Source organism: Acidovorax sp. (assembly GCF_022763525.1).
Classification (GTDB): domain Bacteria; phylum Pseudomonadota; class Gammaproteobacteria; order Burkholderiales; family Burkholderiaceae_C; genus Acidovorax.
This window is the reverse complement of sequence record NZ_JALEGG010000282.1, coordinates 1-15,753: the sequence shown is the minus strand read 5'-3', so window position 1 is coordinate 15,753 and position 15,753 is coordinate 1. Positions and strand designations below refer to the sequence as shown.

Genomic DNA, 15,753 nt, shown 5'->3' with positions numbered 1-15,753 from the left:
GTGGCGCAGGCGGCGGGCGCGCAGGGCGGCGTGCACGTCGGCGGCGTCCACCAGGGTGCCGCCGCGCTGCTGGCACTGGGCGGCGCTTTCGATGAGCAATGCTTCGGTGTGGGCGAAGAGGGCGCTTTGGCGGCCCTGGTCGTCGGCCTCGCGGTGGGATTGCTCCAGCAGCAGGGCGACGGCGGCGGGGTTGAAGTGGGGCAGGCCGCGCTTGTGGCAGGTCTGCGCGACGAAGATGGCGGTGGCCTGGCGGGTGGCGGGGGTGGCGGCAAAGCGCTCCACAAAGTCCACCTTGGCGCGAAAGCGGCGGGCGGCGTCGGGGTCGGCCTCTTGCAGGGCGTAGTACTCCTCCACCGATCCGATCAGCACGATCTTGACCTCCACATCGACGGGCTCGGGCAGCAGCGCGGCGGGCGCGCCGGGGCCGTGTGCGGCTGGGCCGCCACCGCCTGCGCCTTCTTCGATCTGCAGGCGGCCGCAGCGCAAAAAGCGGCGCAAACGCGGCCACAGGCCTTCTTCGGCCGCTACGTCCTGCAGGTGCAGCAGGATGAAGCCGCCGTGCGCCTTGAGCAGGCTGCCCGCCAGGATGCTGGTGTGGTCGGCCTGCGGGGCGTCGGCTTCGAGGCCGTGTTCGATGCTGCCGAACAGGGTGCGCGCGGTGGGGTGGTCTTCCACCACCACGGGGGCGGCGGTGCGGCCGCTGTTGTCCACCACCAGGTTCACCTGGCAGCGGGCCAGCAGGTCGTCCAGCGCGTCCTTGCGGTCGGCCTCGGCGTCGCTGTCGGGCTCGTCGTGCAGGGGCTCGAACAGGTCGATGTGCTCGAGCAGCGCGCGCTCCACGCGGTCCAGCCATTGCGATAGTTTTGCGCCGTCCTTGATCTGCTTGCGCAGGCCCTGGCGCACCTCGTGCAGGCTTTGTTCCACCAGCGGCTTGATGGTGCGGCGGCGCAGGGCAGCCACGGCGTCGTCGCGGGCGCGCTCCAGCGGGCGCATGGTGTCCAGAAAGCGGCCGATCTCGGCGCGCAGGGCTTGCTCGGCCACATCGATTTCGGCGCGGCGCTCGGGCGGCAGGGCGCGGGCCTCGGCCTCGGTCAGCGGCTGGCCGCGCGCGCCGATGAGGGTGAAGACCATCTGCCCGCCCTCGCGCGAGAGGTTGAACTGCCGCGCCTGCGCAAACTGGTCCAGCTGCGCAAAGGCGGCTGATTCCTGCGCTTGCCACTGCTGCTGGATGCGCTCGGCCTCGGCCTTGAAGTCGGGGCTGGCCAGGCGCTTGGGGATGTCGGCCTGCAGGTTGCGCGCCACGTCGATCATGCTTTGCCGCAGCTCCCGGCCCTGTCCTGCGGGCAGGCGCAGGGCGCGGGGGCGCTCGGGGTGGTCAAAGTTGTGCAGGTAGCACAGGTCGGGCGGCACGGGGCGGCGGGCGGCCGCTTCGTGCATGGCCTGGCGCAGCAGCGATGCGCGGCCGCTGCCCACTTCGCCCAGCACAAACAGGTGGTAGTCGGGCTGCTGCATGTTCAGGCCGAACTGCGCGGCGGCCTGGGCGCGCTCCTGGCCGATCCAGGGCAGGGGCTGGCCTTGCAGCTCGGCGGTGGTGGCAAAGCCCAGGCTGTCAGGGACGATGGTCAGGCGCAGTTGGTGGGGGGCGAGGGCTTGGGCGGGCATGGTGGTCGTGTGATTTTTCTCGGCCGCTGTGCGGTGGCGGCATCGGCCGCATGCATTCGCCACAGTGTGCGCCGTGTGCGGGTGCCGATGCGATATCTGAGTCAAATGGGCCGCTAGCGCTTGTCCATCAAGCGCTGGCAGCTATTAAAACAATAGTATTCAAGTCCGCAGGGCTGCGTTCAAGGGGCGCGGCCCGCGTGGGCAGGGCAGGCCTCGGCAGGCGCGCCGCCCGCCAGCGCGTGGCTGCGCGCATCGGCCAGGGCCGCGGCGGTGGGCGCCTCGGTGGGCCAGCCCGCCAGGTGCTGCTGGGCCACGCGGCTGAGGGCCGTGATCCAGTGGTTGTTGTCGTTCAGGCAGGGGATGTAGTGAAACTCCTGCCCGCCCGCGTGCAGGAAGGCTTCGCGCACTTCCATGTTGATTTCTTCCAGCGTCTCCAGGCAGTCGCTGGTAAAGCCGGGGCACACCACGTCCACGCGCCGCGTGCCGGCCTTGCCCAGCGCCTCGATGGTGGGCTGGGTGTAGGGCTCCAGCCACTTGGCCTTGCCAAAGCGCGACTGGAAGGTGATGCGAAAGCGGTCCTCGCGCAGGCCCAGGCGTTCGGCGAGCAGGCGGCCGGTCTTGCGGGCCTCGCAGTGGTAAGGGTCGCCCAGATGCAGGGTGCGCTCGGGCACGCCATGAAAGCTCATCACCAGCTGGTCGGGCTGGCCGTGGTGCTTCCAGTGGGTTTCGATGGTGCGGGCCACGGCGTCGATGTAGCCTGGGGCATCGTGGTAGCGGTTCACAAAGCGCAGCTCCGGCACGTTGCGCGTGGCGGCGGCCCAGGCGTACACGGCGTCGAACACGCTGGCCGTGGTGGTGGCCGAATACTGCGGGTACAGCGGCAGGATGAGGATGCGCGTGGCGCCATCGGCCTTCAGCGCATCGAGCTGGCTGGCGATGGAGGGGTTGCCGTAGCGCATGGCATGGCGCACCAGCACCGCGTGCCCGGCCTCGCCCAGCCAGCCGCGCAGCAGCGTGGCTTGCCTGGCCGTCCAGTGCGCCAGGGGCGAGCCTTCGGGCGTCCAGATGCTGGCGTATTTGGCGGCCGACTTGGCCGGGCGCGTGCGCAGGATGATGCCGTGCAGGAGGGGCCGCCACACCAGCTTGGGTATCTCGACCACGCGGTGGTCGCCCAGGAACTGCGCCAGGTACCGGCGCACGGCCGGGGCGGTGGGTTCGTCGGGGGTGCCCAGGTTGCACAGCAGCACGGCGGTGCGTTCGGGCTGGCCGTGCGTGTAAGAGGGTTCGGGGGCAAAGGGTGAGCGCATGGCGCCATTGTGGCAAAGGACCTTGGGCCGCGGTGCGGTGCTGGCAGTGCGGCCCGTGGCCCGCGTGGCCGCGGGGGAATACCGCGCCTGGAAGAGGGGGCTGGCAGGCGTCGGGTATTCTCGCCCGATGCCTTTGCACCCTCCCGCACTGTCCCCGGCGCAATTGCTGGACGTAGGCCGCATCCGAGCCATCACCCTCGACCTGGACGACACCCTCTGGCCCATCTGGCCCACGATCGAGCGCGCGGAAGCGGTGCTGCTGCAGTGGCTGTCGGAACATGCGCCCGCTACGGCAGCGATGTTCCGCGACACCGAATCGCTGCGCGCCATCCGCAACCAGATGGTGACCTTGCGCCCGGACCTCCAGCATGACCTGAGCGCACTGCGCCGCGAGTCCATTCGCCTCGCGCTCACCCAGGCGGGCGACGATGGCGCGCTGGCCGAGCCGGCTTTTGACCTTTTCTTTGCCGAGCGCCAGCGCGTGCAGCTGTTTGAAGACACCCACGATGCGCTGGGCTTTCTGGCGTCGCGCTATCCGTTGGTGGCGGTATCCAATGGCAATGCGGACGTGCACCACATCGGCATAGGCCACTACTTCCGGCACAGCTTCAGCGCCGCCGTGCTGGGGGTGGCCAAGCCCGACCCCCGCATTTTTCATGCGGCCGCCGAGGCCTTGCAGGTGCAGCCGGGCGAGGTGCTGCATGTGGGCGACGATGCCACGCTGGACGCGCGGGGCGCCATGGAGGCGGGGATGCAGGCGGTGTGGATCAACCCCGCCGAACACGCCTGGCCCTACGACACGCCCCCGCATGCCACCGTGGGCAGCCTCACCGCGCTGTGCCAGCTGTTCGCCTAGCCCTGCGCGGCGCGCGCCGCCGTATTTCTTGTTCCAGGTCAACACTTGGGCAGGTCTGGCGCTGCCGCGCTTGATCGCGTCAACTGTTGACGCCACACTCCCACGTCGCCCGCGCGGCCCCCGCCATGCCCCGTAAACCTCCTCCCCCCTTGCCCCCCGTCCGCACCATCCGCCTGGTGCAGCCCATGGTCTGGCTGGTCCTGGCCTGGCGCGACATGGCCCGTGCGGGCTGGATCAGTTTTGCCCATGGGCTGGCGGTCACGCTGGTCGGTGGCGCCATGCTGTCGGTGGCGCACCATCGTTTCTGGCTGCTGGCGGGGGCGCTGTCGGGTTTCCTGGCGGTGGCGCCGGTGCTGGCCACGGGCCTGTATGCGCTCAGCCGCGCGCTGGAGCGCGGCGAGCCCGCCAACCTGGGCGTGGTGACCACGGCCTGGCTCAACTGGCAGAAGAGCCATCGCGACAAATGGAGCGGCGACTACTGGTGCATGGTGCGCTTCGGCGCCTTGCTGGCCTTGGCTGCCACGGGCTGGGTCATGACTTCGGCGGCGCTCATCACGCTGCTGGCGCCGGTGCCCATCGAGACGCCGGTCGATTTCCTGCGCCATGTGGTGATGGCGCGCGAGGGGTGGCTGTTTGAACTCTGGCTGGGCCTGGGCAGCCTCATGGCCGCACCCATCTTTGCTTCCAGCGTGGTGGCCATGCCGATGCTGCTGGACCGGCGCACCACGGTGCTGCAGGCCGTGCTCACCAGCTGGCAGGCCGTGGTGGTGAACCCGCTGCCAATGGCGTTCTGGGCCGCGTTGATTCTAGGCTTCACCCTGCTGGGGCTGGGTTCGCTGCTGCTGGGGCTGGTGGCCGTCCTGCCGATGCTGGGCCACGCCAGCTGGCATGCCTACCGCGACCTGGTCGACGCCTCTGGTCTGCCCCAGCGCGAGACGACGGCGAGCGAGGCCGCGGCGGTCTCGCAGAACAACAACGGGGTTGCGCGGTGATCTTTGGTTTCAGCGAGTCCGAGATCGCGGGCTTCTTTCTCACCTACGGCGTCGGTGCGTTCATCCTGTACATGCTGTTCATCATCGGGCAGCTGGCGTGGGAGTCCAAGGCCGGGCGGTTCGGCACCTTCGTGCTCTTCCTGGGCCTGGGCGTGGGATTTCTGGGCTTCCTTGCCAAGGTCGTGATCCAGTGGTGGCTGGAGCGCTGACCGCGCAGTCAGCGGGCTTTGGCCCACTGTGCGGCTGATCAACCCAGAGGGTGGCGGCGGCGGGCCGTCGCCGGGGCACCGCGCCGCAAGCCTACCCAGCCCGCGGATCCGCCCAGCAGAACCGCCAGCAGGGCCAGGGTCCATTCGTTGAGGGTCGGCACGCTCGCCACCCCGGGCAAGGCCAGGCCTGCGGGGTCGTTGATCTGGCCGAGCACATTGCTGCGATCGCCCACGCCGTTGTCCGTGATGCTGTAGGAGACGGTGTTGCCCGCGATCACGGCCGGGTGCTGGTACCACTGCGATGGGGCGCCTGCGGTGGGTGGGCCAAACTTCCAGAATTGCGCATCGGCCGGTACCGGGTTGGGGTAGGTCAAGGTCACCGTGATCGCGCCGCCGGGGGTACAGCTGGTCGCCGCGAAGTTGACCAGGCCATACGGAAACACCAGCCCGCGGGGTGGCGGTGCGCCCACGGACCCCACGCTTTGGTAGCCCACGGTCTGGAAGCCGCAGGTGGGCCCGCCGCCGGTCAGCACGGTCGTGACACTGCCCCCGCCAACGGGGGGCGGGGCGGTGTAGATGGTTGCCGTGGTCGTCAGCGCCAGGCTGGTGGGCGCAGTTTGAAGGTTGTTGCTCGCGTCCTTGGCCGCAAAGTACAGCGTGTATTGGGTACCCGCGCTCAGGCCCGCCAGGCTGATGCTCCCGGGCACATTGGCGGCCAGGGGCAGGTTGCCCGCGGCCACCACGGTGACGGCGCCATAGTTGACCCCGGCTTCCACCTGCGCCGAGGTCGGTGCGCTGGCCGACCGGGGGACCAGCAGCCAGTATCCGGTGCCGGCCTGGGTTGCCGTGGCGTTGACGTCCGCGCTGATGGTGGTGGGGCCGCTGGCGAACGTGAGGCTCGACTGGATCCCCGGGCCGGGGCCGCCCAGGCCCTGCGTGTAGTCCTGCGTGGCGCTGCAATACAGCAGGCCGCCGTCGGTCTCGGGCGTGGTCTGCTGGCCTTCGCCGGCGCCAAACATCAACCCCACAATGTTGGCGTCGCGCAGTTCACCCATGTGGCTGAAGAAGTACTCCACGCGGTTGTCTTTGTAATGGCTGGTGGTGTTGTTGCCATTGCTGTTGCCCAACGGGATCTGCCACAGGACGGCAGGCTTGCCCAACTGCTGGGTGACGGCCTTGATCCACGCGAGGTAGGTCTGCGCCATGGAGTCGTCCCACCAGGCGTCGGGGCGGTTGAGCACGGTTTCGTAGAAGCCCGCGTCCCGGTCACTCGGGTCGCTCACGATGAAGTCGCCCTGGTCGGCGCCGAGCGCCTGCAGGAAGTTGACCGTGGCCTGCGCGTCTCCGGCTTGGCTGAACGTCCAGCCGGGGGCGTGCACGCCCACGGTGGCGTTGGGGGCGTAGACGCGCACCATGTGGATCATGCACTGGGCGAACCCGGCGGCATTGTTGGGGTACTGCGCGGCATTGCCGCAATCGGCCGGATTGCTCAGCGTGACCTTGGCCGGAACGGCGGCCGGGTTGCTGTTCAAGGCCCGCACGAAACCCCAGAAGTCCGGCTCCAGGTGCAGCATGGCCTGGTTGTTGCCGATCTTTTGCAGCAGGAAGCGCCAGTCGTTGAAGTAGGTGGTCAGAAAGGTCTGGTCATTGATGGCCGCCACCTCGGAGGGACCCTCCGGCAACCCGGAGGCCGGAAGGATCATGTAGTAGGTGAAGACAGGGATCTGCGGCTGCGGGGCGCCTTGCCAGGTAGCTGCCTGGGTGGATTGGATATGCCGCGTCGCATACAGCCCGCCGGGTACCCCCGTCTCCTGCCAGCCGCCCCACCAACCGGTACAACCCGCCGTGACGTTCTGCATGCAATTGGCATGGTTGTACGTGCTGAAGGGCATGGAGTTGAAGTAGCGGTAGCGCAGGTCAAAGGGCGCCGAGGCCGCAGCCGCGTCACCGCCCGACAGCCCCACCATCAGCTTGTCCCTCCCCATGAAGGGCGGGCTCAGCGTGGTGTTGGTGGTATTGGTGCTGACATTGCAGCTGGCGGCGCTTAGATTGCCCAGATGGGCCACAAACAGGCACGCGGCAGTGAGCGTGCCAAGCAACACTTGTTGTTTCATCGATAGCCCCGTTGTTGTAATGTTTTTAATGAATGCGGGGCATTCTAGGACCTTTGAACTACCTGTTTACTTACAAACTACCGTGATGGCTCCTCTCTGCCTGCGCCGCAGGCCCGGCTCAGCTGCGTGTCCAGGTCCTCAGCCCCAGCTCCTGCACCAGACGACGGTAGTCATCCAGGCTGCGCCGTACGAAATCGTCCAGTGCCGTGCCTGTCAGCACGTAGGGGTAAACACCGTGGCGGCCACACAACGCCGCATAGCCAGGGGTGGCTCCGGCTTGCTCGAAAGCCGCCACCCAGCTACGCGCGGCGGCGTCTGGGGTGCTGGCGGCCATGTAAAGCCCTCGCACGGTGGGCCACAGCAGATCTACACCCTGTTCCAGGGCCGTTGGCACGCTGGCGTGCGGGCCGGGAAGGCGCGCCGGAGCCAGCACCGCCAGGATCCGCAGCGCTGTCCCCTTGTCCAGGGCCTGTCGGGCCTCGGCGGCGTCGCCGGTGAAGATGCCGATGTGGCCGCCGCGCAGGGCCTTGAGCGCCTCGCCGCCGCCCTCGAACGATACGAAGCGCATGCGCTTGGGGTCTTGCCCAGCGGCGCGCGTCAGCAGCGCGGCCTTCATCCAGTCCTGGCTGCCCAGCGTGCCGCCCGCGCCAAACACCACGCGCGCCGGGTCCTTGCGCAGCGCGGCCACCACATCCTGCAGGCGCTGGTGGGGCGAATCGCGGTGCACGGCCACCACGCCATAGTCGGTGCCCAGCGTGGCGATCCAGCGCACGGCGCTCACCGGGTGGGGGCCGAAGCGGCCTTGCGCGATGTTGAGCAGCGAGCCGCTGGAGAACGCCACCAGCGTGCCCGGCCCGCCCAGCCGGCCGGTGGCTATCTGGTCGAACGCCACGGCGCCAATGCCGCCGGGCAGGTAGCGCGTGTGCAGCGCAGGTCGGCTGGGGCGCACGGCCTGGACGGCCTGCGCGGCCAGGCCGCAAGTCAGGTCGAACCCGCCGCCCGGACGTGATGGGGCCACACATTCCGCTGCCTCGGTGGAGGCGTCGCTCGCCTGCGCTGCGGACCACCAGGCCGAGGCCGACCCTGCGGCCAGCGCCAGCAGGGCTTGCCGGCGGGAACGGCCACCGGGATGTGTGGCGTGCGTGTGAAAGGGACGCATGGACGGGCTGGGGGAAGAAAGGAACGGATCGGCCAATGGTGCAGTATCCGGTCAGTCGGGGCGCTGGGGCCGTGGCCACCACAGGATGGCCAGCAGGCCGTGGCCGCCGGGCCGGTCTTCCAGGCGCAGCGTGCCGCGGTGCCGTTCGGCAATCGACCGCGCAATCGCCAGGCCCAGGCCCGATCCACCCACTGCCGCCTGCGAACCGCGCCGGTAGCGTTGGCCCAGCGCATTGCGCTCGCTTGCGGGCAGGCCGGGGCCGTTGTCCTCCACGCTGACGCTCCAACCCAGCCCATCGCCCGCAGCCGACACCGTGACTGTGCCCTGCGCGGGCGTGTAGGCAATCGCGTTGGCCGCCAGGTTGGTCAGCGCTTCGCGCAGCAGGCCGCTGTCGCCCACGGCCATGAACTCGGGCGCAGGGGTGTGGATGCCAAAGTCGATCTGCCGTGCACGGGCGCGGGGCAGCAGCTCCAGCGCCACGGCGCGCAGCAGCGCGGCCAGGTCGAACGGGGCCAGCTCCACTGCTGCTGTGTCGCTGCGGCCCAGGGCCAGCAGCTGCTGGGTGCTGCGCGTGGCGCGCGCGATCTCGCCGCCGATGGCGTCCAGGGTGTGCTGCACCTGGGCGGCGTCGGCTTCGCGCCGGGCGTAGTCGATCTGCATCTGCAGCGTGGTGAGGTGGGTGCGCAGCTGGTGCGAGGCATCGTCGAGAAACTGTCGCTGCTGCGCCACCAGGTCCTGCGTGCGCGCCATCTGCTGGTTGGCGGCGGCCACCAGCGGCCGGATGTCGGCGGGAAGGTCGGTATCCGCCATGGGGGTCATGTCGTCGGGGCTGCGCGCCTCCACCTCACGCGCCACGCGCGCCAGCGGCCGCAGCGCTACGGCCAGCGTGGCGGCGGTGCCCAGCACCATGAGGGCCAGCACCAGCGTGTCGCGCAGTGCCGCCCGGCGAACGAAGCGGCGGGTGAACTCCTGCCGCGAGCGGGTGCTTTCGGCCACCTGCACCAGGACGCTGCCGGCATCGGCCCCTGCCCCGGGTGCGGGGCCTTCCACCGCGCGGCGGTAGGCGGCCAGCCGCACGGATTCGCCGAAGTAGGTGGCGTCGTAAAAGCGAGGCACGTCAGGCTCCAGTGGGCCCGGCGGAAGGGGCAGGTCGGCATTGCCCAGCTCGACCAGCCCATCGGACGAAGCCACGCGGAAATACACGTTGCCGCTGGCCGTGAGCTCGAAGAATTCGAGCATGGTGTAGGGCAGTTCGGCCGACAGGCCGCCTGATGCGGTGGAGATATTGGCGTCAATGGATTTGAGCGCGCCCAGCAGCGAGCGGTCGTAGGCCGCGTTGGCGGCCTCCAGCGCGTCGTGCCGTGTCATCCACAGCTCCACGCCCGTCACCACGGCCAGCAGCGGCAGCAGCAGCATGGCCAGCAGGCGCCACAGGCTGGCGCGGCGCAGACGTTGTATCAAAGACATGGCAGCGGACTCCGCCGCAAAGAACAGGGAGCGGTCCTGAACATGCGCGTGGCCCACGCCAGTGCCACCGTGGAACTGGCTTTGCCAGGCCACGGGTGGCGTCCCCCCTCAGGGGGGAAGACGCGCAGCGTCTCAGGGGGGAGCCACATCATTTGCTTCGAGCGCATAGCCCAGGCCGCGGAGCGTAGTGATGCGCACGCCGCTGCCATCGAGCCGCTTGCGCAGGCGGTGCACGAACACTTCCACGGCTTCGGGGTGCACGTCCTCGTCGTCAGAGAACACGCGGTCCAGGATCTGCTGCTTGGAGAACGGCTCGCCGCTGCGCTGCACCAGCACGCGCAGCACGGCGTGCTCGCGCGGCGACAGGGCCAGGGGCTCGCCGTGCAGCGTGAATTGCTTGCGCGGGTTGTCGTACACCAGCGCGCCGCAGGCCAGACGCGGGTGCTCGTTGCCGCGCGCGCGGCGCACCAGGGCGTGCAGGCGGGCTTCCAGCTCGGCCAGCTCGAACGGCTTGGCCAGAAAGTCGTCGGCCCCGGCGTTGAGCGAGCGCACGCGCTCGTCCAGCGAATCGCGGGCTGTCAGGATCAGGGCGGGCAGCCGCTGGTCGCGGTCGCGCAGGCGCTGCAGCACGGCCTGGCCGTCCAGCCCGGGCAAGCCCAGGTCCAGCACCAGAGCGTCGTAGTTGTCATGCTGCTGCAGCGCACGGTCCGCCAAGCGTCCATCGTTCACCCATTCCACCTGAATGCCCGCGTGCTCCAGCGCGCGGCTGAGCCAGGTGCCCAGGTTGTGGTCGTCTTCGGCGAGCAGGATGCGCATGGATGGAATGCTACTGGCGTTCGGCGATAGTTCCCTGTGCCCCCGGCGGTTGCAACCGGCGTACTCCAGACCATTGCCACCGTGGAACTGGCTTTCGCCAGGCCACGGGTGGCGTCCCCCTTGGGGGAAGACCCGAAACGGCTCTGGGGGTTAGTCCGGCTTCACCTGGGCGCGTTTGATCACCTTCTGCCAGCGGGTCTGCTCGGCCGCGATGAACTGCGCGAACTGTTCCGGTGTCCCTCCAATGGCCTCGGCAGCGTCGCCCGTCAGGCGCTTGAGCGCGTCGGGGGCCTTGACGGCCTTGGCCGTTTCGGCGGCGAGCTTGTCCAGGTGTTCCTTGGGCAGGCTCGCGGGGGCCAGCATCCCGTACCACTGCGTCATCTCGAAGCCCGGAAAGCCTTGCTCGGCCACCGTGGGCACATCGGGAAGCTGCGGCAGGCGCTGGGTGGAGCCGGTGGCGATGCAGCGCACCTTGCCCGACTTGATGAACGGCAGCAGGGCCGCGGCGCCCACCGATGCAGCGTCGAGGCGGCCTGACAGCAGGTCGGTCATCATCGGGCCGGTGCCGCGGTAGGGCACATGCAGCATGAAGATTTCTGCGGTCATCTTGAGATACTCGAACGCCAGATGGCCTGCGCTGCCATTGCCTGCTGAGCCGTAGCTGAGCTTGGCCGGGTTCTTCTTCGCGTAGGCGATGAACTCCTTGAGGTTCTTGGCGGGCACGTCAGGGTGCACCACGTACAGGCTGGGCACCTTGGCCAGCAGGCTCACGGGCTTGAAGTCCTTGTTGGCGTCGTAGGGCAGCTTGTCGAAGATGTAGGGGTTGACGGCCAGGGTGCCGATGTGGCCGAGGATCAGCGTGTGCTGGTCTTCGGCGCGGGCGACTTCCTGCATGGCGATGTTGCCGGCCGCGCCGGGCTTGTTGTCCACGAACACGCTCTGGCCCAGGGTCTTGCTCAGTTCCGCCGCTGTGGAGCGCGCCACGATTTCGGAGCTGCCACCGGGGGCGAACGGCACGACAAAGCGGATCGATTTGCTGGGCCACGTTCCCTGGGCCGAGGCGGAGGCGGGCAGCAGGCCGCCCAGCGCCAGCGCGCCCCCCGCGCCCAGCCATTGGCGGCGTGTGATCGTTGGGGAGGAGAGAAAGGGGAAGGTGTCTGGCAGCATGGTGTGTTGTCTCCAAAAGCCTGGCCGATGGTATGGGCCTAGGGGTTGAAATGCCCCGATGGTCGCTGGCGCGGGCTTTCGGAATGCTGTCAGTCGGCCTGGGGTTTTCCCGAGGCTGCAGGCCTCATCCTGCGAGCGCTGCCACCGCCGTGCCGCTGAGTACTGCGCCTTCGAGCGTGGCGGGATAGGGGCCGTCCACATAGTCGCCGCAGGCCGTCAGACCGCCGAGGCCCGGCACCACCTGCTGTGCCGGGCGCTGCAGGCCTGGAGTGCAGGCAAAGGTGGCGCGTTTTTCCACCACGGTCAGTACGGGCTGCAAGCCAGGCAGCGCCAGCTGCTCGGCGGCCTGCTGCAGCACTTGCTGTTCGGTCTGCTGGCGCTCGCCGTTGCTGGCGCTCACGACGAAGGCCAGCAGGCCTTGATGGCCGTCGAGCCGGCCTCGATCGAACACGAACTGTGCGGGGCGTTGGGCCGTGTTGCGCAGCGCGAGCATCGGTTGCGGCAGGCGCGCGCCGCTGGCATGGGCGTACACGGTGGCGATGGCTTCGAACCGAAGGCTGCTGGCCTGGGCGCTCCAGCGGCCCGCGTCCGCCAACCCTGCCATGCCCGCCACACCTGCCACGAGGCGGCTGGCCTCCCACGAGGGGCAAGCCAGGGTGACATGGTCGAACACGTCTGGGGGCGCGGCGTTGCGGACGGCGCCGCCTTCACCGACTGCGCCCTGCACACCGGTGACTTCCGCTGCGGGGGGCGTAGTGGCGCACACGACTTGCCAGCGCCCGCCTGGGAGGGGTTCGATGCGCAGCACGCGCTGGCCCGTGAGCACCTGGGCGGCGCGGCCGGGCTGCTGCAGCCAGTGCGCCGCGGCCTGTGGAAACAGGCTTCCCAAGTCTGAGCGCGGCAGCAGCAGGTTGGAGCCGCCCCGGCCGCTGAAGAGACTGTCTTGCAGCACCCGCAAAAACACCTGGCCGCTGGCCTCTCGCGCGGGGGTGTTCAGGGCGGACACGCACAGCGGATCGATGAACTCCGCCATCAGCCGGGGCGTGAGCGGCGCGCACAGCTGCGCCACCGAGGTATCGGCGGCGCACCGGAATCCGCGCAGTTGCCAGGCGGTCGCCGTGCGCAGCAGGGCCAGCTTGTCGGCCCAGCCCCAACCCTTGGCGCGCAGGATGCCCAGCAGCGCGTCGAACGGCGGTGCAAGGTCGGGCAGTTGCAGGCCCTGCCCATCGGGGAACTGCAGGGTGAGCGGCAGGCGCAGCAGCGCCGCGTCGGGGTCCACGCCCACCAGCCGCATCAGGCGCAGGCTCTCGGTATAGGCGCCGATGAGAATGTGCTGCCCGTTGTCCAGCACCGCCGAGCTGCCGTCGGGCAGCGTCGCGGGCACGGCACGTGCGCGGCCACCCACGGCGCGGGCCGCCTCGAACACCGTGACCTGCCGGCCGGCCTGCGCGTGTGCGATGGCTGCGGCCATGCCGGCCCAGCCCGCGCCGATGACGGCGACCTTCATGATGCGGCGGGACGCGGTTTGGCCGCCGGGGCGGGCTGTGCAGCGAGCGCGGCCTTGCAAGACGCCTGCACGTCGGCAGGGGCGGTGCGCAGCACGGCAGGGTCGGCGCAGCGGGTGCGCAGTTCATTCTGTGCCGCGCGGTGGCCGGCCGAGGCGGCATGTGCCAACAGGCGCACCCCGGCCAGGCTGACCTCGGCGGCGGCGGACGGAGAGAGCGACGAGGGGGAAGAGGGCGAGGGCGCAGCAGGCGTTGCCGTGGCGCCCCCCTTGGTGGACGCCGACAGCGGCGCAGCGGGAGCCGGCTGCTGCAGCGTTTTGGCACCGTGCACCTGGGGCATGTGCTCAATGACGCTGAAGTCGCCCGTCTTGCCCGCCTGCGCCACCATGCGCTCATAAAGCCCCATCATGGCGGCGGTATCGGTGCCCGTCAGGCTGGCGGCGGGCTTGGCCAGGTACGCAGCCACTTCCGGCGGCAGTGCCGCGTTGACGGCGCTGAAACCGTGGGCGGCACCGCCCGCCGCTTCGGCCGTGCCCGCGGCCTTGCCGCCTGCCCGGGCCGCTTCATCGGCCAGCGTAGCGGCCGACTTGCCGGCAACGCCCGCCGCCGTGGCCGCTTCACCCGCCGCCCCGGCGGCACCCGCAGCGCCCGCGGTCTTGCCGGCCGCACTGCCTGCCGCTTTGCCCGCACCACTCGCCGCCTTGCCGAGCAAGCCCCAGAAGGCGTGCGCGGGCAGCGGAAACGTTGCACAACCCACAGCGGCCAGGGCCAGCACGGCCCCTGCTGCTGCTGGGCGACAGGCAAATGAAGAGGAGGGCGCTGGCGAGACCATGGCGCGCGGTGGGGCGGTGCGTTGGGAACCCATGGCGCTACATGCGCCCCAGCGCCTGCACCTTCCAGGCCAGCCAGAACTTGCGCAGCGGCGTGAGCCGAATGCGCTGGTGCAACACCTGGAAGTTGTCGTGCTCGATCTCGCGCAGCAGCGTGCGATAGATGTTGGCCATCATGAGGCCGGGCTTCTGGGTGCGGCGGTCGGCATCGGGCAACAGCGCCAGGGCCTCGTCATAAAGGCGGTGCGCTCGCTCGGCCTGAAAACGCATGAGTGCCGTGAATCGGTCCGAGTAGGTGCGCTTGAGGATCTCGTGCGCCTTCACGTCGAACTGCTGCAGCTCGTTCACGGGCAGGTAGATGCGGCCCAGCATGGCGTCTTCGCCCACGTCGCGGATGATGTTGGTGAGCTGGAAGGCCAGGCCCAGCGTATGGGCGTATTCGGTGGTGCGCGGGTCGGTCTGGCCGAAGATGCGCGCTGCCACCTCGCCCACAATGCCGGCCACCAGGTGGCAGTAGCTCTTGAGGCCCGCGAAGTCCAGGTAGCGGGTCTGCTCCAGGTCCATCTGGCAGCCGTCGATGACGGCTTGCAGGTGGCGTTGTTCAATGCCGTAGTCGGCCGCCAGCGGCATGAGCGCCAGCATCACGGGGTGGGTGGGCTGTCCTGCATAGGCCTTGGCCACCTCGGCCTGCCACCAGGCAAGCTTGGTGCGGGCCACGCCAGGGTCGGTCACTTCATCGACCACATCATCCACTTCGCGGCAGAACGCATAGAACGCCGTGATGGCCGCGCGGCGCGGCGCGGGCAGGAAAAGAAAGGCGTAATAGAAGCTGCTGCCCGAGGCCACGGCTTTTTGCTGTACGTATTGCTGCGGGGTCATGGGGCGGGATTGTCCCATGGCGGGCCGGGCGCGCTGCGGCGCTTCGACTGCCAAAAATCGGCCTTCGGGGCGTTGTCGGCAGCCGCGCGGTGGCGGCTGCGTCCCCTCAAAAAGCGATCTGCTCCACGCCCACGTCGCTGGGCCGCTTGAGCGCCTCACGCAGGAAGACGTTCATGGGCAAAGGGCCCTGATCGGAGTTGAACCATTTCTTGTACAGGGCCGTCAGTTCACCGGTCTGGATCATGCGGCGGGTTACGTGGTCCACCAGTTCCTTGAACTTGGGGTCCTGCCGGCGCAGGCCGATGCTGTAGGGCTCGATGGACAGCCGCTTTTCAAGGAAGTGGTAATCGCCCATGGCCTTGCCCAGTCGGGTCATGGGGCTCCAAAGGCCCGCGTCATCGGCAAAGACCGCGTCGGCCTCGCCCCGGGTGAGGGCGGCCAGGCCCTGTTCCGTGCTGTCGACCAGCACGTAGGTGAACTTGCGGTGGTAGGTGCGCTCGTTGGCCGCGAGCAAGCTGTCGTTGGTGGTCTTGCGTTCCACGGCGATGCGTTTGCCCTGCAAGTCGTCCAGCGTCTTGATGCCGGAGTCCTTGCGCACCAGGAACGCCGTGGTGGCAATGAAGATGTGATGGCTGAACGCGACTTCCTTCTGGCGCTCCAGTGTGTTGGTGGTGGTGCCGCATTCCACGTCGACGACATGGCTCTTCACATCGGAGAGGCGGTTCTTTCCGTCGACCAGTACGTAGGTCAGCCGCAGGTCGGGCCGCTTGAGCTCTTTCTTGACCTCCTC

14 protein-coding genes are annotated in these 15,753 nt (G+C 69.1%); 3 read left to right on the top strand and 11 right to left on the bottom strand.

What is annotated here, in order from left to right; translation table 11 throughout:
* The coding region (locus tag MRY84_RS21525; protein WP_291507719.1) for an ATP-binding protein at positions 1–1,662 on the bottom strand (1,662 nt) is incomplete at its 3' end.
* A 179-nt stretch (positions 1,663–1,841) separates the two neighbouring features.
* Positions 1,842–2,969, bottom strand: a complete 1,128-nt coding sequence (gene hemH / locus MRY84_RS21520; protein ID WP_291507718.1) for a ferrochelatase — start codon at positions 2,967–2,969, stop codon at positions 1,842–1,844.
* Positions 2,970–3,096: 127 nt separating this feature from the next.
* Here hemH and MRY84_RS21515 point away from each other — a divergent pair, with 127 nt between their 5' ends.
* The 3 genes from MRY84_RS21515 to MRY84_RS21505 all read left to right on the top strand — a co-directional run bounded on the left by MRY84_RS21515 (position 3,097) and on the right by MRY84_RS21505 (position 5,026).
* Positions 3,097–3,825, top strand: coding sequence for an HAD-IA family hydrolase (locus tag MRY84_RS21515; protein ID WP_291507717.1), 729 nt, complete (start codon positions 3,097–3,099; stop codon positions 3,823–3,825).
* Between the two features lie 125 nt (positions 3,826–3,950).
* A complete protein-coding gene (locus tag MRY84_RS21510; protein WP_291507716.1) occupies positions 3,951–4,817 on the top strand; it encodes a DUF2189 domain-containing protein in 867 nt (288 codons plus the stop codon).
* Entirely contained in the window at positions 4,814–5,026 is a 213-nt protein-coding gene (locus tag MRY84_RS21505; protein ID WP_291484919.1) for a DUF2788 domain-containing protein, read from the top strand. The genes MRY84_RS21510 and MRY84_RS21505 overlap by 4 nt, the downstream gene beginning before the upstream one ends.
* Before the next feature lie 38 nt (positions 5,027–5,064).
* Here the strand turns inward: MRY84_RS21505 and MRY84_RS21500 are convergent, their stop codons facing one another.
* The 9 genes from MRY84_RS21500 to MRY84_RS21460 all read right to left on the bottom strand — a co-directional run.
* Entirely contained in the window at positions 5,065–7,140 is a 2,076-nt protein-coding gene (locus MRY84_RS21500) for an IPTL-CTERM sorting domain-containing protein (RefSeq protein WP_291507715.1), read from the bottom strand.
* Between the two features lie 118 nt (positions 7,141–7,258).
* Positions 7,259–8,299: a tripartite tricarboxylate transporter substrate-binding protein gene (locus MRY84_RS21495; RefSeq protein ID WP_291507714.1), complete on the bottom strand. Its 1,041-nt coding sequence runs from the start codon at positions 8,297–8,299 to the stop codon at positions 7,259–7,261.
* A gap of 51 nt (positions 8,300–8,350) precedes the next feature.
* The gene (locus MRY84_RS21490) at positions 8,351–9,766 is read right to left on the bottom strand and encodes a sensor histidine kinase (protein WP_291507713.1); all 1,416 of its coding nucleotides are present in this window, start codon (positions 9,764–9,766) and stop codon (positions 8,351–8,353) included.
* 132 nt (positions 9,767–9,898) lie between these two features.
* The gene (locus tag MRY84_RS21485; RefSeq protein ID WP_063463203.1) at positions 9,899–10,582 is read right to left on the bottom strand and encodes a response regulator; all 684 of its coding nucleotides are present in this window, start codon (positions 10,580–10,582) and stop codon (positions 9,899–9,901) included.
* 150 nt (positions 10,583–10,732) lie between these two features.
* Positions 10,733–11,749, bottom strand: coding sequence for a tripartite tricarboxylate transporter substrate binding protein (locus MRY84_RS21480; protein WP_291507712.1), 1,017 nt, complete (start codon positions 11,747–11,749; stop codon positions 10,733–10,735).
* A 124-nt stretch (positions 11,750–11,873) separates the two neighbouring features.
* Positions 11,874–13,256: a hydroxysqualene dehydroxylase HpnE gene (hpnE, locus tag MRY84_RS21475; protein ID WP_291507711.1), complete on the bottom strand. Its 1,383-nt coding sequence runs from the start codon at positions 13,254–13,256 to the stop codon at positions 11,874–11,876.
* Positions 13,253–14,119, bottom strand: a complete 867-nt coding sequence (locus tag MRY84_RS21470; protein WP_291507710.1) for a hypothetical protein — start codon at positions 14,117–14,119, stop codon at positions 13,253–13,255. The genes hpnE and MRY84_RS21470 overlap by 4 nt, the downstream gene beginning before the upstream one ends.
* 4 nt (positions 14,120–14,123) lie before the next feature.
* The gene (hpnD, locus tag MRY84_RS21465) at positions 14,124–14,963 is read right to left on the bottom strand and encodes a presqualene diphosphate synthase HpnD (RefSeq protein ID WP_291507709.1); all 840 of its coding nucleotides are present in this window, start codon (positions 14,961–14,963) and stop codon (positions 14,124–14,126) included.
* 106 nt (positions 14,964–15,069) lie between these two features.
* A partial coding sequence (locus tag MRY84_RS21460; RefSeq protein WP_291507708.1) for a transporter substrate-binding domain-containing protein occupies positions 15,070–15,753 on the bottom strand: 684 nt, incomplete at its 5' end.